Here is a 19,680-nt window from a genome sequence, read left to right on the forward strand (position 1 = left end):
TATCTCGTCCTTGTTTTTTCGATTCTTATCAGATTAATTTCAAATTTTATTGGCATTGGAAGTTAGTTTGGGAATTTAGAAAAAATCCAGTTATACTAAAGGGTTAAGTAATATTGGATAAAAATTAAGTGATAAAGTCGGGAGTTTATCAAGCGTCTAATCTCAAATGGATTAGGCGCTATTTGCTTTTTCTATGGTATAATAGAAGGTGGATTTATTAATTGGAGTATGAAGAATTTATGATTAAACTAGTAGCAACGGATATGGACGGAACCTTCCTAGATGGGAATGGGCGCTTTGATATGGACCGCCTCAAGTCTCTCTTGGTTTCCTACAAGGAAAAAGGGATTTACTTTGCGGTAGCTTCAGGGCGCGGATTTCTGTCTCTAGAAAAATTATTTGCTGATGTTCGTGATGACATTATTTTCATCGCGGAAAATGGCAGTTTGGTAGAATATCAAGGTCAAGACTTGTATGAAGCGACCATGTCTCGTGACTTTTATCTGGCAACTTTTGAAAAGCTGAAAACGTCACCTTATGTAGATATCAATAAGCTACTTTTGACTGGTAAGAAAGGCTCTTATGTGCTAGATACGGTTGATGAGACCTATTTAAAAGTGAGTCAGCACTATAATGAAAATATCCAAAAAGTAGCGAGTTTGGAAGATATCACAGATGACATTTTCAAATTTACGACCAACTTCACAGAAGAAACGTTAGAAGCTGGTGAATCTTGGGTAAACGAAAATATTCCTGGTGTTAAGGCCATGACAACTGGTTTTGAATCCATTGACATCGTTCTGGACTATGTCGATAAGGGAGTGGCCATTGTTGAATTGGCTAAAAAACTTGGCATCACAATGGATCAGGTTATGGCTTTTGGAGACAATCTAAATGACTTGCATATGATGCAGGTTGTGGGACATCCTGTGGCTCCTGAAAATGCACGGCCAGAAATTTTAGAATTAGCAGAGACTGTGATTGGTCACCATAAGGACCAGTCGGTTATCGCTTATATGGAGGGCTTATAATGGCAGATATAAAATTGATTGCATTGGACTTGGACGGGACCTTGCTGACTACTGATAAAAGGCTGACGGATCGCACTAAGGCAACCTTGAAAGCTGCGCGTGATCGTGGTATCAAGGTCGTATTGACAACTGGTCGTCCTTTAAAAGCTATGGATTTCTTTCTCCATGAGCTGGGGACTGACGGCCACGAAGATGAGTATACCATTACCTTTAATGGTGGTTTAGTACAGAAAAATACAGGTGAAATCCTTGATAAGACAGTCTTTTCATATGATGATGTAGCACGCTTGTATGAAGAAACAGAGAAATTATCACTGCCTCTTGATGCTATCTCAGAAGGAACTGTTTATCAAATCCAATCTGACCAAGAAAGTCTTTATGCCAAATTTAATCCAGCTTTGACCTTTGTTCCAGTGGACTTTGAAGACTTGTCTAGTCAGATGACCTACAATAAGTGCGTGACTGCCTTTGCTCAAGAACCCTTGGATGCAGCCATTCAGAAGATTTCTCCAGAATTGTTTGACCAATATGAAATCTTCAAATCACGTGAGATGTTATTAGAGTGGTCTCCTAAAAATGTCCATAAAGCAACAGGTTTGGCAAAACTAATCAGCCATCTTGGAATCAACCAAAGTCAAGTTATGGCCTGTGGTGACGAAGCCAATGACCTCTCTATGATTGAGTGGGCAGGGCTTGGTGTTGCCATGCAAAACGCTGTTCCTGAAGTCAAGGCAGTCGCAAATGTAGTGACGCCAATGACCAACGATGAAGAGGCTGTCGCCTGGGCTATCGAAGAATATGTGCTAAAGGAGAAATAAGATATGGGATTGTTTGACCGTCTATTCGGAAAAAAAGAAGAACCTAAAATCGAAGAAGTTGTAAAAGAAGCTCTGGAAAATCTTGATTTGTCTGAAGCTACTGAGCCTGCCTTAACAGAAGTTGAGGAAGTTTCTCAAGAAGAAGCAGAAGTTGAAAGTTCTGAACAAGCTGAGCTCCAAGAAGAAAAAATCCAAGTCACAGTTGAAGAAAGTACGGATTCAGAGCCAGTTGTAGAGGTTCATCAAGAAGAAATAGAAGAATTTCCAAACTCAGAAGAAGTCACAAAGGAAGAGAATTCTGAGCACGAAGGAACTGTAGAAGAAAATAGTTCTGAAGTTCTTGAAGCAGAAACGCCTCAAGCAGAAGAAACTGTTCAGGAAAAATATGACCGCAGTCTTAAGAAAACTCGTACAGGCTTCGGAGCCCGCTTGAATGCCTTCTTTGCAAATTTCCGCTCTGTTGATGAAGAATTTTTCGAGGAACTGGAAGAACTGCTGATCATGAGTGACGTTGGTGTACAGGTCGCTTCTAACTTAACAGAGGAGTTACGCTACGAAGCCAAGCTTGAAAACGCCAAGAAACCTGATGCACTTCGCCGTGTCATCATTGAGAAATTGGTTGAGCTTTATGAAAAGGATGGTAACTACGATGAAAGCATCCACTTCCAAGATGGCTTGACAGTCATGCTCTTTGTTGGTGTTAATGGTGTTGGGAAAACAACTTCTATTGGGAAACTAGCTCACCGCTACAAACAAGCTGGTAAAAAGGTCATGCTGGTTGCGGCAGATACCTTCCGTGCAGGAGCAGTAGCCCAGCTTGCTGAATGGGGCCGTCGTGTTGACGTTCCAGTTGTGACTGGACCTGAAAAAGCTGACCCAGCCAGCGTGGTCTTTGATGGTATGGAACGTGCTGTAGCTGAAGGTATCGATATTCTCATGATTGATACTGCAGGTCGTTTGCAAAACAAGGACAACCTCATGGCTGAGTTGGAAAAGATTGGTCGTATCATCAAACGTGTTGTGCCAGAAGCTCCGCATGAAACCTTCTTGGCTCTTGATGCATCAACTGGTCAAAACGCCCTGGTACAGGCCAAAGAATTTTCGAAAATCACGCCATTAACTGGAATAGTCTTGACTAAGATTGATGGAACTGCTCGAGGAGGTGTTGTTCTAGCAATCCGTGAAGAACTCAATATTCCTGTAAAATTGATTGGTTTTGGTGAAAAAATCGATGATATTGGAGAATTTAACTCAGAAAACTTTATGAAGGGGCTCTTAGAAGGCTTAATCTAATCAGAAGCAAAAATCCTGCAAGGTACAAACTTGCAGGATTTTTTTTATTCTAAACGACCATCTTGACGATAGGCGATGTCTGGTTGCCAAGTCCATTTGGCACCGAATTTTTCAAGTAAGTCAAAGCTTGCTTGAGGTCCCATGCTTCCAGCTTTATAGTCATGAAGTGGGGCACCATTTTCAGCCCATAGCTCTTCGATACGGTCAATCAACTTCCATGACGCACCCACTTCATCCCAGTGGCTAAAGTTAGTTGAGTTGTTGTTTAGGACATCATAAATCAATTTCTCGTATGGTTCTGGAGAAGCACCAGTTGCGGTCGCATCTGTACGGTAATCAAGTGAGTTAGGAGCCAAGTTAAATTCTTCTCCTACTTGCTTCCCATTTAGGCTAAGAGAGAAGCCTTCTGTTGGTTGGATATAGATGGTCAAAATGTTTGGAGCAAGTGGCTCACCAAAGATAGAATCCATTTGTTTAAAGACGATGTTGACATGAGTTCCTTTTTCAGTCAGTCGTTTACCAGTACGGAAGAAGAAAGGAACGCCACGGAAGCGATCGCTGTCTACAAAGAAGGCACCAGATGCAAAGGTTTCAGTTGTAGATTCTGGATTCACATTTGGCTCGCTACGATAAGAGATGTATTTCATGCCATCAATCTTACCAGAACGGTATTGCCCACGGATAAAGTGTTCTTTAAGTTCTTCATCAGTTGGATGATAGAGGTTTTTAAAGACCTTAATCTTTTCAGCACGAATCTCATCTTTTGTGAAGCTTGCTGGCTTGTCCATAGCAAGGAGAGAAAGAAGTTGTAGTGTATGGTTTTGTACCATGTCGCGGAGGGCACCAGATTGGTCATAGTAGCCACCACGTTCTTCTACACCCAAGCGCTCCGCAAAGGTAATTTGAACATTGTCGATAAAGTCCTTGTTCCAAACGTTTTCAAAAATCAAGTTTGCAAAGCGAACTGCAAAGATACTTTGGATCATTTCCTTACCAAGATAATGGTCAATACGGAAAATTTGTTCTTCGTCAAATGTTGCTAGGAGTTCATCATTCAACTTGCTTGCAGTTGCGTAATCTGTACCAAATGGTTTTTCAACGATTAAGCGCTCAAAACCTTTACCATCCACAATGTTTTCAGACTTGAGATGTTTGGCAATGGTTCCAAAGAACTGAGGCGCCATCGACAAGAAGAAGAGCTTGTTGTGTTCAGCTTGGTACTTGTCATTTAGTTCAGCCTGCAATTGACGCAAAGCAATGTAGTGTTCTGTATCGTTGACATCATGACTTTGATAGTAGAAGTGACTAGCGAACTCCTGAGCTTGTTCGGTACTATCTGCCAAATCAAGGATGGATTCGACTACAACAGATTCAAAATATTCCTTGCTCCAAGGACGACGGGCAGTTCCAATAACTGCAAAGTGCTTGGAAAGATTGCCGGATTTATATAGTCTAAATAGGGAAGGGTAGAGCTTGCGTTTAGCCAGGTCTCCACTCGCACCGAAAATTGTAACAATAACCTTAGATGACATCTAGCTACCTAATTTCTATTTTTATTCCTAGTTTTGCTAGGTATGAGGAAACCTCATTTCATAAACTTAATTCTAACATAATTTTCCGAAAAATCAAAAATTCCAATACGAGATAGAAAAAAACTGCAAGGAAATCCTTACAGTTTGCGTTTAAACGTTTAAGACCTTGTCCAAGAAATCTTTCAGACGTGGGTGTTGTGGGTTATCAAAGATTTGATCAGGTGTCCCGTCTTCAAGGAATTCACCATCTGCAGTAAAGATAACGCGGTTAGCAACCTGACGAGCAAATCCCATCTCATGGGTTACGATAATCATGGTCATACCTTGCTTAGCCAATTCCTTCATAACGTTTAGTACGTCTCCGACCATCTCAGGGTCAAGGGCAGAAGTTGGTTCATCAAAGAGCATGATGTCTGGATTCATTGCAAGTCCACGAGCGATGGCCACACGTTGTTTTTGACCACCTGATAGACTATCTGGACAGGCCTTAGCCTTATCTGCTAGCCCAACCTTGTCAAGCAACTCCATTCCCAATTTTTCAGCTTCTTCCTTAGTCATCAACTTGTGCTCAATAGGAGCAAAGGTGATGTTGTCCAAAACAGACATGTGTGGGAAGAGATTGAAGTGTTGGAACACCATTCCGATATTTTCACGGACGTGGTCAACATTAGTTGTTTTTTCAGTTAAGTCATAACCGTTAACAGTGATGTGACCGCTAGTAACTTCTTCCAAAAGATTTAGGCTACGAAGGAAAGTTGACTTACCAGAACCTGAAGGACCGATGATACAAACAACATCTCCTTCATAGAACTTAGTCGTAATTCCTTTTAAAACCTCATTTTTTCCGTAGCTTTTGTGTAAATCATTTACATCAATTTTTAATTTTGCCATTAACGAATCCTCTTTTCTAAGCGTTTCGCTAGTTTAGTCAAAAGTGTGATAATTACAAGATAGAAGATAGCAAGGATTGCATACATCTTGAAACTTTGGTAGTTACGGGCGATGATAATCTTACCAGTTTGGAAGAGTTCCACCAAACCGATAGCAGATACGATGGTTGTATCTTTAAGAGCGATAACGAATTGGTTAACAAAGTTTGGCAACATCAATTTAGTTGCTTGTGGCAAGATAATCTTACGCATGGTTTTTCCATAAGAGATACCCAAGCTTCGGCTGGCTTCCATTTGTCCAACTGGAACGGCCTGAATACCACCACGAACGATTTCAGCGATATAAGCGGCTGCATTGAGTGAGAGGGCAATAGTACCAGCTACAAAGTCGTTAATTGGACTTTGTTGGCCTGTGATAGACTCGATGAAGTTTGGAATACCCCAGAAGATGAAGGCTGCAAGAATCATCAATGGAATACCACGGATAACGTCAACGAAAATCTCAGAAATCACACGAAGAGATTTGTAGGGGCTAACGCTAAACATACCGAAGATAATCCCGATAACAATAGCAATAGCAAATGAGATAAGGGCTAGAGCAAGAGTGATACCAAGACCGCTAAGGAGTTGTTTGTAGTTGTTTTGAAGCAAGCCCCAGAGCGTTGTTTCGTCAACAGTACTTGTTGAAGCAGTTGAAGATTCGCTAGCTAGGTATTTATCAAGAATCTTTTGGAATTCTCCGTTTGCTTTAAGGTTTGCAAGTCCGTTATTGAACATTTCAATCAATTCTGGATTTGCTCCTTTTTTAACGGCAAAGGCTGTTTCACCGATTGGAGTTCCAGCGATTGGTGTTTTCAATTTTTGTCCTTGGCTGATAGAATATTTGAGGACAGGCTCATCATCCATAACGGCATCAATGGCACCAGTGTTTAAACTGTCATACATTGATGAACCATCAGCGAAGGTTTTGATTTTGTAACCGTATTTGCTTTGATTTTCTGTTAGGAAGGTTTGAGAAGCAGTTCCGTTTTTAACACCGACCGTCTTCCCTTTCAAGTCTTCATAAGAAGCAATGGTACTTGATTCTTTGACACCAAGGATAGTATTGGCAGTGTAGTAGGATTCTGAGAAATCAAAAGTTGCCTTACGAGCATCAGTGACAGACATACCAGCAATGATACCATCTGCTTGACCAGCTTGGACAGCACTGATAGCAGCATCGAAACCAGGGTTGGTGATTTCAATTTCAAAACCTTGGTCTTTAGCGATTGCCTTAATCAATTCCATATCAATACCAGTGTATTGGTTGCTTGAATTTTGGAAAACAAAAGGTGCAAAAGAAGAATCGCTGGCAATAATGTATTTAGCTTTAACAGGAATAGCTTTTAAGCCCGCTAGAGTAGTTGTAGTTGGCACTGCTGAAGATGATGAAGCAGTCCATTTCTTGATGATTTTATCAAGACTACCATCTTTTTTCATTTCAGCCAAGGCTTGGTTAAATTCAGTAACCAGGTGCTCGTATTTGCTTCCTTTTTTCACACCGAAAGCAAAACTTCCCACAGCTTCCCCATCCATTTCAATATGAAGGTCTTGACCTTGGTTAATAGCATACTCGATAACAGGTTTGTCATCCATCATGGCATCGATGGCACCAGCACTCAAGCTGTTGTTCATCAAATCACTAGTGTCAAATGTTTTAATAGTAAAGCCGTATTTATCTTTGATTGTTTCAAGAAAACGTTGAGCAGCAGTTCCGTTTTTAACACCAACAGTTTTACCAGACAATTGGTCGTACTTGCTAATCTTGTGTGCCTTTGTAGTTGCGATGACAACTTTTGTATCATAGTAAGTATCAGACATGGTGAAAACTTTTTCACGTTCTTTAGTCTTTGTCATCCCTGCCATGATAGCGTCAGCTTGACCAGCTTGAACCGCATTGACTGCTGCGTCAAATCCAGGATAGGACATCTGAATGTTCCATCCTTTAATCTCAGCGACTTTGTTAATAATGTCAACATCAATTCCTTTATAAGTTTGATCTGAATCTTTAAACTCAAAAGGCGCATAGGCAGTATCAGACACAATCTTAATCGTCTCTGCTTTGGCAATACCTAATGAGAAAATTGGGAATAAAATTAGCAAAAATGCTAGAAATTTTTTCTTCATTTTTAGTCTCCTTTTCCGAATATTTTCCCATTATATCAGAAAAAGTAAAAAAAGGCAAATTTTTATATTTCTGTGTCAGAAAATATAACATCCATAATTCTTGTTTTGTCTTGAATCACACAACAGAAGTGCTATAATAAAGGTATATCATATAGTAAAAGAGGATAAAGTTATGAAAGACAAAAGAATCTTAAAAGACTTTGAAACTTCTAAAATGAGTTTAAACATTTACACAAGCCCCTTGTTAGCTCTATTTTTCGTCTATATATCTGAGTTCATATCTTCTCTATTTTTTGGCCTTAGTTTTTTAGCATTGATCGGGCTATTTAGCAATCTTGGTATGGGTGGTCAAAGAATTGCAGATTTCCTTCAAATGTTATTTCAGAATTTATCTGATAAAACAAGTGACATCCATTTAATATTTGAATTATTGTCCTTTGGTTTTATCATCTTAACTGTGTTTAGATGGACTAGAAAAGTAGAGAAAAGACCGATTCGAACCTTGGGATTCTATAAAGAAAATTTTTTAAGTGCTTTATTTAAAGGATACGGTCTTGGTCTATCCCTCTTTATACTTGCTTTGGCTGGACTAGTAGTGTTGGGGCAGTATCAATTTGACTCCATTCACTTGGATCCTTATTCGCTTGCCTTTGTTGTCTTTACTATCCCATTTTGGATTTTACAGGGGATAGCAGAAGAATTGGTTACTCGTGCTTGGTTGATTCCACAATTGGCTAAGAGAACCAATCTTAAAGTCGCTATTATCATATCTAGTAGTCTCTTTACCTTACTTCATTTAGGAAATCCAGGCATAACTTTCTTATCTGCAATTGATCTCTTTTTATTCGGAGTTGCCATGTCCCTATATCTTCTTAAAACAGATACTATATGGGGTATAGGTGGTATTCATGGAGCTTGGAATTTCGCACAGGGAAACCTCTTTGGAGTATTAGTTAGTGGTCAGTCTTCAGGAACCTCAATCATGAAATTTACTCCACAAGGCAATCAAGACTGGCTATCTGGTGGGTCTTTTGGTATTGAGGGTTCCATCGTGTCCAGTATTATTTTATTTCTGCTGATTCTTTATCTCGCTTATCAATTAAAGAAAGAAAATGAAAGGATGTGACTTCGGTCCGTCCTTTTCTTCGTGAAAATGCTACAAGTATGCTAAAATAGAAATAGCACATTGAGAGAGGATTCTTATGATCAATCGCATTACAGATAATCAATTTAAACTAGTATCAAAATATCAACCATCAGGAGATCAACCCCAAGCTATCGAGCAGTTGGTTGATAATATCGAGGGTGGAGAAAAAGCTCAGATTCTGATGGGGGCGACTGGTACAGGGAAGACCTATACTATGAGTCAAGTCATTTCCAAAGTCAATAAACCAACTCTGGTTATTGCCCACAATAAAACTCTAGCAGGACAGCTCTATGGGGAGTTTAAGGAATTTTTCCCTGAAAATGCTGTTGAGTACTTCGTATCCTACTATGATTATTACCAGCCAGAGGCCTATGTACCTTCAAGCGATACCTATATTGAGAAGGATAGTTCTGTCAATGACGAGATTGACAAGCTCCGTCACTCAGCGACTTCAGCCCTTTTGGAGCGTAATGATGTTATTGTCGTGGCCTCAGTCTCTTGTATCTATGGTTTGGGTTCGCCCAAGGAATACGCTGACAGTGTTGTAAGTCTCCGTCCAGGTCTTGAAATTTCTCGTGATAAACTCTTAAATGACTTGGTCGATATTCAGTTTGAGCGAAATGATATTGATTTCCAACGGGGAAGATTTCGCGTTCGTGGGGATGTGGTAGAGATTTTCCCAGCTTCCCGTGATGAACACGCTTTTCGAGTAGAATTTTTTGGAGACGAAATTGACCGTATTCGTGAGGTTGAGGCCCTGACTGGTCAGGTATTGGGAGAAGTGGATCATTTAGCGATTTTCCCTGCGACTCACTTTGTGACCAATGATGACCACATGGAAGTTGCTATTGCTAAAATTCAGGCAGAGTTGGAAGAGCAGTTAGCTGTCTTTGAGAAGGAAGGCAAACTGCTTGAAGCCCAGCGCTTGAAACAACGGACAGAGTACGATATCGAAATGCTGCGAGAGATGGGCTATACCAACGGGGTTGAGAACTATTCTCGCCACATGGATGGGCGGAGTGAGGGTGAGCCTCCTTATACCCTTCTCGACTTCTTCCCAGATGATTTCTTGATCATGATTGATGAGAGCCACATGACCATGGGACAAATCAAAGGCATGTACAATGGAGACCGCTCTCGTAAAGAGATGCTAGTAAATTATGGCTTCCGTTTGCCATCAGCCTTGGATAATCGTCCTCTCCGTCGGGAGGAGTTTGAAAGCCATGTGCATCAGATTGTTTACGTTTCAGCGACACCAGGCGACTATGAAAATGAACAGACTCAGACAGTGATTGAGCAAATCATTCGTCCAACAGGACTATTGGATCCTGAGGTAGAAGTCCGTCCAACTATGGGACAGATTGATGACCTTTTGGGTGAAATCAATGCCCGTGTTGAAAAAAATGAACGAACCTTTATCACCACTTTGACCAAGAAAATGGCAGAGGATTTAACCGACTACTTCAAGGAAATGGGCATTAAGGTCAAGTACATGCACTCGGATATCAAGACTTTAGAGCGGACAGAGATTATCCGTGACCTGCGTTTGGGTGTCTTTGATGTCTTGGTCGGAATCAATCTCCTCCGTGAAGGGATTGACGTTCCCGAAGTGAGCCTCGTAGCTATTCTCGATGCTGACAAGGAAGGTTTCCTTCGTAACGAACGTGGACTCATCCAGACCATTGGACGTGCCGCCCGTAACAGTGAAGGTCATGTCATCATGTATGCGGACACGGTTACCCAGTCTATGCAACGTGCCATCGATGAAACTGCCCGCCGTCGGAAAATTCAGATGGCTTATAATGAAGAACATGGTATCGTTCCACAAACCATTAAGAAAGAAATACGTGATCTGATCGCTGTGACCAAGGCAGTTGCTAAGGAAGAGGACAAGGAAGTCGACATCAATAGCCTCAACAAACAAGAGCGCAAAGAACTCGTCAAGAAACTAGAAAAACAAATGCAAGAAGCCGTTGAAGTGCTTGACTTTGAACTAGCAGCTCAGATCCGTGATATGATGCTGGAAGTCAAGGCATTGAATTAAGGAGAAGAAAGTAAATGACGGTTGTTATCAAATCAATGGAAACTCCTGAAGAGATAGAAGGTAAATCCCATGTTCACTGGAAAGCGTGGAGAGAAGCTTATGAGGACCTTTTGCCTGTAGAATTTCAGGAGACAATGACATTAGAAAGATGTCGATTCTTTAGTCAAAAGTATCCAGAAAATACATTGATTGCGATGGATGGTGTGAAGGTAGTTGGTTTTATAAGTTATGGCAACTTTCGTGATGAGACTATTCAAGCTGGTGAAATTATTGCTTTATATGTTTTAAAAGACTATTATGGAAAAGGTATCGCACAAAAGTTAGTGAAAGCAGCTTTGACTGCTCTTAATCATTTTTCTGAAATTTTCTTATGGGTATTGAAAGATAATAAGCGCGCCATTGCTTTCTATCAAAAAATGGGTTTTACTTTTGATGGCCAAGAAAAAATCCTTGAACTTGGAAAGCCTATAAAGGAAAAACGGATGGTATTCTATCTCTAAATAATTTTAAAAAGTAGAAGCTAATGGCACTGGTACAAGTCTGAAAATGTAATAAATTAGAAAGCGAGTAAATTTATGTCCCGTTCCCAATTAACGATTTTAACAAATATCTGTCTGATTGAAGACCTCGAAACTCAGCGCGTGGTTATGCAGTATCGCTCTCCTGAAACCAATCGCTGGTCAGGTTATGCCTTTCCAGGAGGTCATGTAGAAAACGGCGAGTCTTTCGCGGAGTCTGTCATTCGTGAAATCTATGAAGAAACAGGGTTGACTATCCAAAATCCTCAACTTGTCGGCATTAAAAATTGGCCACTAGATACAGGTGGGCGCTATATTGTCGTTTGTTATAAGGCGACTGAGTTCTCAGGTACCCTTCGCTCTTCAGAAGAGGGAGAAGTTTCTTGGGTGCAAAAAGACCAGATTCCAAACTTGGATCTGGCCTATGATATGCTACCTTTGATGGAGATGATGGAAGCTCCGGACAAATCTGAATTTTTCTACCCTCGCCGTACAGAAGACGATTGGGAAAAGAAAATTTTCTAATCCTTTACCAAATAACCAAGTTGATTCAAGGCCTCCTCGATATAGCGGAGGTCTTGTTGTGTTTCCTGTCTAATAGTAGTAGAAGATTAGGAAAAAATGGCTCTTTGTCAACTGTAGTGGGTTGAAGAAAAGCTAAGCTCGAGAAAGGACAAATTTCGTCCTTTCTTTTTTGATGTTCAGAGCGATAAAAATCCGTTTTTTGAAGTTTTCAAAGTTCCGAAAACCAAAGGCATTGCGCTTGATAAGCTTGATGAGATTATTAGTGGCTTCCAATTTTGCGTTAGAATAGGGTAGTTGAAGAGCGTTGACAATTTTCTCTTTGTCCTTGATAAAGGTTTTAAAAACAGTCTGAAAAAGAGGATGAGCCAGCTTAAGATTGTCCTCAATGAGTCCGAAAAATTTCTCTGGTTCCTTATTCTGAAAGTGAAAAAGCAAGAGCTGATAGAGATTATAGTGGTGTTTCAAGTCTTCTGAATAGCTCAAAAGCTTGTCAAGAATCTCTTTATTGGTTAAGTGCATACGAAAAGTAGGGCGATAAAATCGCTTATCACTGAGTTTACGACTATCTTGTTGAATGAGCTTCCAGTAACGTTTGATGGCTTTGTATTCATGGGATTTTCGATCGAACTGATTCATGATTTGAACACGGACACGACTTATAGCACGGCTGAGATGTTGGATAATATGGAAACGATCTAGAACGATTTTAGCACATGGGAAAAGCTGTTTAGCTAAGGCATAGTAGGGACTAAACAGATCCATAGTAATGATTTTCACTCGACATCGGACGGCTCTATCATATTTAAGAAAGTGATCACGAATGACAGCTTGTGTTCTACCCTCAAGAACAGTGATGATGTTGAGATTATCAAAATCTTGTGCAATAAAACTCATCTTTCCCTTAGTAAAGGCATACTCGTCCCAGGACATAATCTCAGGAAGACGAGAAAAATCATGCTTAAAGTGGAAATCATTGAGCTTTCGAATGACAGTTGAAGTTGAAATAGCCAGCTGATGAGCAATATCGGTCATAGAAGACTTTTCAATCAATTTTTGCGCAATTTTTTGGTTGATAATACGAGGAATTTGATGATTCTTCTTGACGAGTGAGGTCTCGGCGACCATCATTTTCGAGCACTGATAGCACTTAAAACGGCGTTTTCTAAGGAGAATTCTAGTAGGCATACCAGTCGTTTTGAGGTAAGGAATCTTAGAAGGTTTTTGAAAGTCATATTTTTTCATTTGACTTCCACAATAAGGACAAGATGGAGCATCGTAGTCCAGTTTAGCGATGATTTCTTTGTGTGTATCCCTATTGATGATATCTATAATTTGAATATTAGGGTCTTTAATGTCTAGTAGTTTTGTGATAAAATGTAATTGTTCCATATGATTCTTTCTAATGAGTTGTTTGATCGCTTTTCATTATAGGTCATATGGGACTTTTTTTCTACCCTAAAATAGGCTCCATAATATCTATAGGGATTTACCCACTACAAATATTATAGAGCCGAAAAAATATCTATACTCGCTAAAATTAAATGCTAATTGAATTAGACAAAATATATGCTTATGCTGTTAATTTTTCTGAGAAAGATGTAAAATAGAAAGTGTACTATGTTTTTAAAACAGTGTGGTACCCAAAATTAAAAAATGTATCCTTTCTTTAAATTGCTAAAATATTTAAGGGGGGGTATTTTTTAGTACCTCAAAAATAAAAATAAGAAAGAGGCGATTAGATGAGAAAATCAAATCGAGAAGTGAACGGAGAAAAGGTATTCCGTTATTCTATTCGTAAGTACCATTTTGGTGCAGCAAGTGTTGCCGTTGCAGCATTAATGTTTTTTGCTAATGGTGCGGTTAAGGCAGACACTTTACCAGTATCACCTGCTACGGCTAATACTGAAAAGGTAAATGCTGGTGTTACGGATTTGACAGAGGGAGTTCCTCTAGAGAAATCTCTAGAAACTGAGGGGAATAAGGAAATCGTAGCTCCTGAGCCTGCAGCGGAAACATCTAACAAGGAAGATGGAGCTGGCTCTAATGCTCAAGGTGCAAATGAGATTAAAGTATCTGATAAAGATATGATTCCTGCTAATCAGACGGAGGAAATCAATAAAGTCGAAACAAATGGCAAAGAAGAGGAAGTGGTTGTTAATAAAGATAAATTGGAATCTCTTCTAAAAGAAATTGATCAATTAAACTTAAAGGACTATACAGAAGATACTGTTAAAGTATTGCAAGAAAAAGTTGCGAAAGCAAAAGAAGTACTTGTTAATGCAAAAACTCAAAAAGAAATTGATCTTGCTTATAATGCCTTGGTTGGATATAAAAACGCTGGTTTAAAACGTGTACCTAAACCAAAAGGAGAACTCACTCCTAAACAAGATACAACAAATGGTAAAGCAACAGTAGGAATAAAGGCGGAAAATACTGAACCAAATGGCACAAATATTGCAGGGCATAATCATAGTTTGAACGGGACTACGCTGCCTGAAGGTAGTGGGTTTAGGGCAGCTCCAAACAATGCAAATTTCAGCTATGAAACAAGCGGCACAAGTTTGTCTAGTTTAGTAGCTGGAGACGAATTAGGATACGGGAAAAACGTTATCATCAAAGTAAAATATGATACTAATGCTATTAATAGAAGAGATATAGGATTTACTTCAACGCCTAATGTTGGTCCTAGGCTTGATTATACCAGAAAAGCAAGTGATGGAATCGGACCTTTTGAAGGTGGTCTTAATCTAAAATTAGTAGGAATAATACCTAATGATATGATTGGGACGTATGATTTACATGTACATATTTTAAATAATAAAAATAATAATTCGGAAAGAGCAACTTTAAAAATTCCAATAACTGTAAAACCTAAAAAACCTACAGTAAGTGTTGCTGATTTAGAACATGCTGAAGGAAAGAGCCCAGTTGTTACAGCAAGAGTAGCTGATGCAACTGTAAGTAAAGCAGAATTTTATCTTAACAATCAAAAACAAGCTACTGTAGAAGCTACGAGAGGTATTGCAACTTGGACTCCAACAGCTCCATTAAGAGAACATGATATAATTACTGTTAAAAATATTGCTAAAGGAGGTATACCTCCTAGAGATGCTTATGGTAACACTTTTACAGTAAGTGAAGTGTCGTCGGATATGAGTGATGCAGTAATAATACCTAAAGCCCCTAAACCAGCATTTGATCTTGGTGCAGAAAAATCTAATGCCAAAGCTGAATTAGGTAGAATTGCTCAAGCAGAGATCGCCGCTATTAACGGAGATAACAGTTTAACAGCTACAGAGAAGACAGCTAAGGTACAAGATGTTAATACTAAGAAAACTCAAGGTGAACAAGCTATCGATGAAGCGTCAGTAGATAACTCAGATAAAGTCGCACAAGCGAAAGAAGCTGCGAAGACAGCCATTGAAGGTGTCCACACCCCAGGTGACTTAGCAACTGTAAAATCTAATGCCAAAGCTGAATTAGGTAGAATTGCTCAAGCAGAGATCGCCGCTATTAACGGAGATAACAGTTTAACAACTACAGAGAAGACAGCTAAGGTACAAGATGTTAATGCTAAGAAAACTCAAGGAGAACAAGCCATCGATGAAGCGTCAGTAGATAACGCAGATAAAGTCGCACAAGCGAAAGAAGCTGCGAAGACAGCCATTGAAGGTGTCCACACCCCAGGTGACTTAGCAACTGTAAAATCTAATGCCAAAGCAGAGCTAGGAAGAATTGCTCAAGCAGAAATCGACGCTATTAACGGAGATAACAGTTTAACAGCTACAGAGAAGACAGCTAAGGTACAAGATGTTAATACTAAGAAAACTCAAGGTGAACAAGCTATCGATGAAGCGTCAGTAGATAACGCAGATAAAGTCGCACAAGCGAAAGAAACTGCGAAGACAGCAATTGAAGGTGTACATACACCAGGAAATCTAGCAACTGTAAAATCTAATGCCAAAGCAGAGCTAGGAAGAATTGCTCAAGCAGAAATCGACGCTATTAACGGAGATAACAGTTTAACAGCTACAGAGAAAACAGTAAAAGTACAAGATGTTAATACTAAGAAAACTCAAGGTGAACAAGCTATCGATGAAGCGTCAGTAGATAACGCAGATAAAGTCGCACAAGCGAAAGAAACTGCGAAGACAGCAATTGAAGGTGTACATACACCAGGCGATCTAGCAGAAGTGAAACGTCAAGCGAAAGCAGAGTTAGCGACAGCAGCGGCAGAAGAAAAAGCAGAAATCGCAGGAGATAAGAGCTTAACAGCAGCCCAACGTGCAGAGAAAGAAAAAGCCGTTGATGATACGAAAGCAGCAGAAGAGGCTAAAATTACAGCAGCAGATGATGCGGACAAAGTAGAAGCAGCCAAAACAGCTGGAGTGACAGCTATTAAAGCAGTGCATACAGTTGGAAGTCTAGATGATGTCAAGGCAGCAGCAAAAGCATCACTAGAATCGGCAGCGGCAGAAGAAAAAGCAGAAATCGCAGGCGATAAGAGCTTAACAACAGCCCAACGTGCAGAGAAAGAAAAAGCCGTTGATGATAAGAAAGCAGAAGAAGAAGTAAAAATCACAGCAGCAGATGATGCGGACAAAGTAGAAGCAGCCAAAACAGCTGGAGTGGCAGCTATAAAAGCAGTTCATACAGTTGGAAGCCTAGATGACCTTAAAGCAGCAGCCAAAGCATCACTAGAATCGGCAGCGGCAGAAGAAAAAGCAGAAATCGCAGGCGATAAGAGCTTAACAGCAGCCCAACGTGCAGAGAAAGAAAAGGCCGTTGATACTACGAAAGCAGCAGAAGAAGCAAAAATCACAGCAGCAGATGATGCGGACAAGGTAGAAGCAGCCAAAACAGCTGGAGTGACAGCTATAAAAGCAGTTCATACAGTTGGAAGTCTAGATGATGTCAAGGCAGCAGCAAAAGCATCACTAGAATCTGCAGCGGCAGAAGAAAAAGCAGAAATCGCAGGCGATAAGAGCTTAACAGCAGCCCAACGTGCAGAGAAAGAAAAAGCCGTTGATGATACGAAAGCAGCAGAAGAGGCTAAGATTACAGCAGCAGATGATGCGGACAAAGTAGAAGCAGCCAAAACAGCTGGAGTGACAGCTATTAAAGCAGTACATACAGCAGGCGATTTAAATGCAGTTAAAAACGCAGCGAAAGCAGACTTAGCGACCGCAGCGGCAGAAGAAAAAGCAGAAATCGCAGGCGATAAGAGCTTAACAGCAGCCCAACGTGCAGAGAAAGAAAAAGCCGTTGATGATACGAAAGCAGCAGAAGAAGCTAAGATTACAGCAGCGGATGATGCGGACAAAGTATCAACAGCCAAAACAGCTGGAGTGGCAGCTATTAAAGCAGTGCATACAGTTGGAAGTCTAGATGATGTCAAGGCAGCAGCGAAAGCAGAGTTAGCGACAGCAGCGGCAGAAGAAAAAGCAGAAATCGCAGGCGATAAGAGCTTAACAGCAGCCCAACGTGCAGAGAAAGAAAAAGCCGTTGATGATACGAAAGCAGCAGAAGAAGCTAAGATTACAGCAGCGGATGATGCGGACAAAGTATCAACAGCCAAAACAGCTGGAGTGGCAGCTATTAAAGCAGTTCATACAGCAGGTGATTTAAATGCAGTTAAAAACGCAGCAAAAGCATCACTAGAGTCGGCAGCGGCAGAAGAAAAAGCAGAAATCGCAGGTGATAAGAGCTTAACAGCAGCCCAACGTGCAGAGAAAGAAAAAGCCGTTGATGATACGAAAGCAGCAGAAGAAGCTAAGATTACAGCAGCGGATGATGCGGACAAAGTATCAACAGCCAAAACAGCTGGGGTAGCGGCTATTAAAGCAGTGCATACAGTTGGAAGCCTAGATGATGTCAAGGCAGCAGCAAAAGCATCACTAGAATCGGCAGCGAAAGCAGAAAAAGCGGAAATCGCAGGTGATAAGAGCTTAACCGCAGCCCAACGTGCAGAGAAAGAAAAAGCCGTTGATACTACGAAAGCAGCAGAAGAGGCTAAGATTACAGCAGCAGATGATGCGGATAAAGTAGAAGCAGCCAAAACAGCTGGAGTAGCGGCTATCAAAGCGGTGCACACTGTTGGAAATCTAGACGATGTTAAAGCGACAGCCAAAGCATTGCCTAATACTGGTACAGCAAAATCAACGTTAGCTATTCCAGTTGCAATTACAAGTGCTTTACTTAGCTTAGGTCTTGTAGGAGGTCGTCGTAAAGAGGATAAAGAGGGCTAAGCGGTATATTTACTTGATAATTGAAACAGCTATCAGATTTGTAATAATCGAATAATTATCTTAAAACAAAATCTCCACCTTCAGGTTTGAAAGTGGAGATTTTGTTTTTATAATATATTGAAATAAGATGTGAACAAATCTGTTAAGAAAGTCAATTTAATTTTAAATACTTTCCCCATCTTCTATGATATGTTTCCCTTGATGGAAATGATGAAAGCTCCTGACAAATCAGAGTTTTTCTATCACCACCGTACAGAAGATGGCTGGGTCAAGAAAATTTTCTAATCCTTTACCAAATAACCGAGCTGATCCAAGGCCTCCTCGATATAGTGGAGGTCTTGTTGTGTTTCGGCTTCGACTAGGTGGTAATGGATGCCATCTGTCAATTCAGACAGAGGTCTAAAGTCTGAACGCTCGACTTGTTCTAGAAAATGTTGGACATCTCGGCGACAAGACAATTTAAGCAAGGTTTCAATTTCTCCATAAACGGGATGGTCAATTAAGGTATTTTGAACACGTCCACCATTATCTACGATAGCTAGAAGTTCTTGACCGATTTCTTCAACTTCATGTTTCACTTTGAAAAGTTTGTGAACATAAGGATTGGTATCAATTTGCTTATAGACGTAGCCACGATTAGTGGATAGGATAGGAGCGCCATCGGCTCTCAAAATTGCAATGTCCTGTACAATGACCTGGCGTGTAACATGAAAATGTTCAGCTAAACTTTGGCCATTGAGGGCTTTAGGAGCTTCTTTCAAGAGTTGGAGCAGGGCTTGTTTGCGATCTTTTGTCATAGTTCTTCCCTTTAACTTAACGGCGTTTTCGAAGCACTTTATAGACAGCTAGTGCTAATGTATAGTCTACCATACTATGGATAATTGTGCCAAATCCAACTAGTACAAATAGGACATAAAACATATTTTCTACATTGGTACCAGAAGTAGCGTAAAAAACGACACAGGCTAATACTTCAGCAAGAGCATGGATAAGCGCTAAAACAAAGTTAAAAATCCAGGAAGATTTTGGTTTATCAAGAGTATCGGGGAATTTTTGTAGGTAAAGAGCTCCCAAAGTCCCAAAAAAGATATGGGAAAAAGCTCGAAAAACAATCACCATGGGATAGCCAGCCATCAAAAAACCAAAACTAGAGGCTAAGATGACAAAAACTGCCATCAAGGGCGACAAGAACATGGCAATAAAAATAGCGATGTGACTTCCCAAAGTGTAAGAAGCAGGTGGAATGACAATCTTAAAAGGCATCACAATCGGAATCAAAATTGCAATAGCCGTTAAGAGGGCAGTCATTGTCATAAATTGTGTCTTTTTCCGTGTATTCATAAGAATCTCCTTTTAATTGTATATACACTAGTATAGTACAATAAACAAGACAATAAAGCAAGGATTTACTTAGGTTTATAGGGCCTTTAAGATAAATATTGCTAAAGATTTTACTAAAAAGAAACTA

14 protein-coding genes and 2 pseudogenes are annotated in these 19,680 nt (G+C 40.2%); 9 read left to right on the plus strand and 7 right to left on the minus strand.

Features of this window, described 5'->3' with window-relative positions:
* Positions 1 to 239 precede the first annotated feature (239 nt).
* The 3 genes from HMPREF9957_RS06620 to ftsY are packed head-to-tail and all read left to right on the plus strand — an operon-like array spanning position 240 to position 3,142.
* Positions 240 to 1,031, plus strand: coding sequence for a Cof-type HAD-IIB family hydrolase (locus tag HMPREF9957_RS06620; RefSeq protein WP_025170698.1), 792 nt, complete (start codon positions 240 to 242; stop codon positions 1,029 to 1,031).
* Complete coding sequence (locus HMPREF9957_RS06625) at positions 1,031 to 1,849, plus strand: Cof-type HAD-IIB family hydrolase (protein ID WP_000763439.1); 819 nt, start codon at positions 1,031 to 1,033, stop codon at positions 1,847 to 1,849. The genes HMPREF9957_RS06620 and HMPREF9957_RS06625 overlap by 1 nt, the downstream gene beginning before the upstream one ends.
* A 3-nt stretch (positions 1,850 to 1,852) precedes the next feature.
* Positions 1,853 to 3,142 carry a signal recognition particle-docking protein FtsY gene (gene ftsY, locus HMPREF9957_RS06630; protein WP_000522297.1) on the plus strand — a complete coding sequence of 430 codons (1,290 nt, stop codon included), beginning with the start codon at positions 1,853 to 1,855 and terminating at the stop codon, positions 3,140 to 3,142.
* 44 nt (positions 3,143 to 3,186) lie between these two features.
* Here the strand turns inward: ftsY and zwf are convergent, their stop codons facing one another.
* The 3 genes from zwf to HMPREF9957_RS06645 all read right to left on the minus strand — a co-directional run bounded on the left by zwf (position 3,187) and on the right by HMPREF9957_RS06645 (position 7,730).
* Complete coding sequence (gene zwf / locus HMPREF9957_RS06635) at positions 3,187 to 4,674, minus strand: glucose-6-phosphate dehydrogenase (protein WP_000096150.1); 1,488 nt, start codon at positions 4,672 to 4,674, stop codon at positions 3,187 to 3,189.
* A gap of 150 nt (positions 4,675 to 4,824) precedes the next feature.
* Positions 4,825 to 5,565, minus strand: a complete 741-nt coding sequence (locus HMPREF9957_RS06640; RefSeq protein WP_001096327.1) for an amino acid ABC transporter ATP-binding protein — start codon at positions 5,563 to 5,565, stop codon at positions 4,825 to 4,827.
* The gene (locus HMPREF9957_RS06645; RefSeq protein ID WP_000726246.1) at positions 5,565 to 7,730 is read right to left on the minus strand and encodes an ABC transporter substrate-binding protein/permease; all 2,166 of its coding nucleotides are present in this window, start codon (positions 7,728 to 7,730) and stop codon (positions 5,565 to 5,567) included. The genes HMPREF9957_RS06640 and HMPREF9957_RS06645 overlap by 1 nt, the downstream gene beginning before the upstream one ends.
* Positions 7,731 to 7,902: 172 nt before the next feature.
* On the opposite strand from HMPREF9957_RS06645, the gene HMPREF9957_RS06650 reads away from it, so the two are divergent.
* The 4 genes from HMPREF9957_RS06650 (at position 7,903) to HMPREF9957_RS06665 (ending at position 11,964) form a co-directional block, all read left to right on the plus strand.
* Positions 7,903 to 8,856, plus strand: coding sequence for a CPBP family intramembrane glutamic endopeptidase (locus tag HMPREF9957_RS06650; protein ID WP_000653469.1), 954 nt, complete (start codon positions 7,903 to 7,905; stop codon positions 8,854 to 8,856).
* Between the two features lie 76 nt (positions 8,857 to 8,932).
* A complete protein-coding gene (uvrB, locus tag HMPREF9957_RS06655; RefSeq protein ID WP_000610429.1) occupies positions 8,933 to 10,921 on the plus strand; it encodes an excinuclease ABC subunit UvrB in 1,989 nt (662 codons plus the stop codon).
* Between the two features lie 14 nt (positions 10,922 to 10,935).
* Positions 10,936 to 11,421, plus strand: coding sequence for a GNAT family N-acetyltransferase (locus HMPREF9957_RS06660; RefSeq protein WP_000219329.1), 486 nt, complete (start codon positions 10,936 to 10,938; stop codon positions 11,419 to 11,421).
* 75 nt (positions 11,422 to 11,496) lie between these two features.
* Entirely contained in the window at positions 11,497 to 11,964 is a 468-nt protein-coding gene (locus HMPREF9957_RS06665; RefSeq protein ID WP_000091553.1) for an 8-oxo-dGTP diphosphatase, read from the plus strand.
* Here the strand turns inward: HMPREF9957_RS06665 and HMPREF9957_RS13070 are convergent.
* Together HMPREF9957_RS13070 and HMPREF9957_RS06670 are read right to left on the minus strand one after the other, a co-directional pair.
* Positions 11,961 to 12,038 (minus strand): annotated as a pseudogene (locus tag HMPREF9957_RS13070) (DNA-binding transcriptional regulator); the annotation flags it as partial. The gene HMPREF9957_RS06665 and the pseudogene HMPREF9957_RS13070 overlap by 4 nt on opposite strands.
* A gap of 58 nt (positions 12,039 to 12,096) precedes the next feature.
* On the minus strand, positions 12,097 to 13,353 hold the full coding sequence (locus HMPREF9957_RS06670) for an ISL3 family transposase (RefSeq protein ID WP_000436309.1): 1,257 nt from the start codon (positions 13,351 to 13,353) through the stop codon (positions 12,097 to 12,099).
* Positions 13,354 to 13,703: 350 nt separating this feature from the next.
* Between HMPREF9957_RS06670 and HMPREF9957_RS06675 the strand changes: the two genes are divergently transcribed.
* Both HMPREF9957_RS06675 and HMPREF9957_RS12595 read left to right on the plus strand, forming a co-directional pair.
* Entirely contained in the window at positions 13,704 to 18,212 is a 4,509-nt protein-coding gene (locus HMPREF9957_RS06675) for a DUF1542 domain-containing protein (protein ID WP_001232322.1), read from the plus strand.
* Positions 18,213 to 18,395: 183 nt separating this feature from the next.
* Positions 18,396 to 18,497: pseudogene (locus HMPREF9957_RS12595) on the plus strand (DNA mismatch repair protein MutT); the annotation flags it as partial.
* Here the strand turns inward: HMPREF9957_RS12595 and HMPREF9957_RS06680 are convergent.
* Complete coding sequence (locus tag HMPREF9957_RS06680; protein ID WP_000159187.1) at positions 18,494 to 19,009, minus strand: transcription repressor NadR; 516 nt, start codon at positions 19,007 to 19,009, stop codon at positions 18,494 to 18,496. The pseudogene HMPREF9957_RS12595 and the gene HMPREF9957_RS06680 sit on opposite strands and share 4 nt — an antisense overlap.
* A gap of 16 nt (positions 19,010 to 19,025) precedes the next feature.
* Positions 19,026 to 19,553 carry an ECF transporter S component gene (locus tag HMPREF9957_RS06685; RefSeq protein ID WP_001097396.1) on the minus strand — a complete coding sequence of 176 codons (528 nt, stop codon included), beginning with the start codon at positions 19,551 to 19,553 and terminating at the stop codon, positions 19,026 to 19,028.
* Between the last annotated feature and the right edge of the window lie 127 nt (positions 19,554 to 19,680).

Source organism: Streptococcus mitis SK1080, from assembly GCF_000220085.1.
GTDB lineage: Bacteria > Bacillota > Bacilli > Lactobacillales > Streptococcaceae > Streptococcus > Streptococcus mitis_K.

What these genes read in the sequence shown, in the direction of transcription:
- HMPREF9957_RS06620 (WP_025170698.1), top strand. Translation starts at nt 240, where the DNA reads ATGATTAAACTAGTAGCAACGGATATGGACGGAACCTTCCTAGATGGG.
- HMPREF9957_RS06625 (WP_000763439.1), top strand. Translation starts at nt 1,031, where the DNA reads ATGGCAGATATAAAATTGATTGCATTGGACTTGGACGGGACCTTGCTG.
- ftsY (WP_000522297.1), top strand. Translation starts at nt 1,853, where the DNA reads ATGGGATTGTTTGACCGTCTATTCGGAAAAAAAGAAGAACCTAAAATC.
- zwf (WP_000096150.1), bottom strand. Translation starts at nt 4,674, where the DNA reads ATGTCATCTAAGGTTATTGTTACAATTTTCGGTGCGAGTGGAGACCTG.
- HMPREF9957_RS06640 (WP_001096327.1), bottom strand. Translation starts at nt 5,565, where the DNA reads ATGGCAAAATTAAAAATTGATGTAAATGATTTACACAAAAGCTACGGA.
- HMPREF9957_RS06645 (WP_000726246.1), bottom strand. Translation starts at nt 7,730, where the DNA reads ATGAAGAAAAAATTTCTAGCATTTTTGCTAATTTTATTCCCAATTTTC.
- HMPREF9957_RS06650 (WP_000653469.1), top strand. Translation starts at nt 7,903, where the DNA reads ATGAAAGACAAAAGAATCTTAAAAGACTTTGAAACTTCTAAAATGAGT.
- uvrB (WP_000610429.1), top strand. Translation starts at nt 8,933, where the DNA reads ATGATCAATCGCATTACAGATAATCAATTTAAACTAGTATCAAAATAT.
- HMPREF9957_RS06660 (WP_000219329.1), top strand. Translation starts at nt 10,936, where the DNA reads ATGACGGTTGTTATCAAATCAATGGAAACTCCTGAAGAGATAGAAGGT.
- HMPREF9957_RS06665 (WP_000091553.1), top strand. Translation starts at nt 11,497, where the DNA reads ATGTCCCGTTCCCAATTAACGATTTTAACAAATATCTGTCTGATTGAA.
- HMPREF9957_RS06670 (WP_000436309.1), bottom strand. Translation starts at nt 13,353, where the DNA reads ATGGAACAATTACATTTTATCACAAAACTACTAGACATTAAAGACCCT.
- HMPREF9957_RS06675 (WP_001232322.1), top strand. Translation starts at nt 13,704, where the DNA reads ATGAGAAAATCAAATCGAGAAGTGAACGGAGAAAAGGTATTCCGTTAT.
- HMPREF9957_RS06680 (WP_000159187.1), bottom strand. Translation starts at nt 19,009, where the DNA reads ATGACAAAAGATCGCAAACAAGCCCTGCTCCAACTCTTGAAAGAAGCT.
- HMPREF9957_RS06685 (WP_001097396.1), bottom strand. Translation starts at nt 19,553, where the DNA reads ATGAATACACGGAAAAAGACACAATTTATGACAATGACTGCCCTCTTA.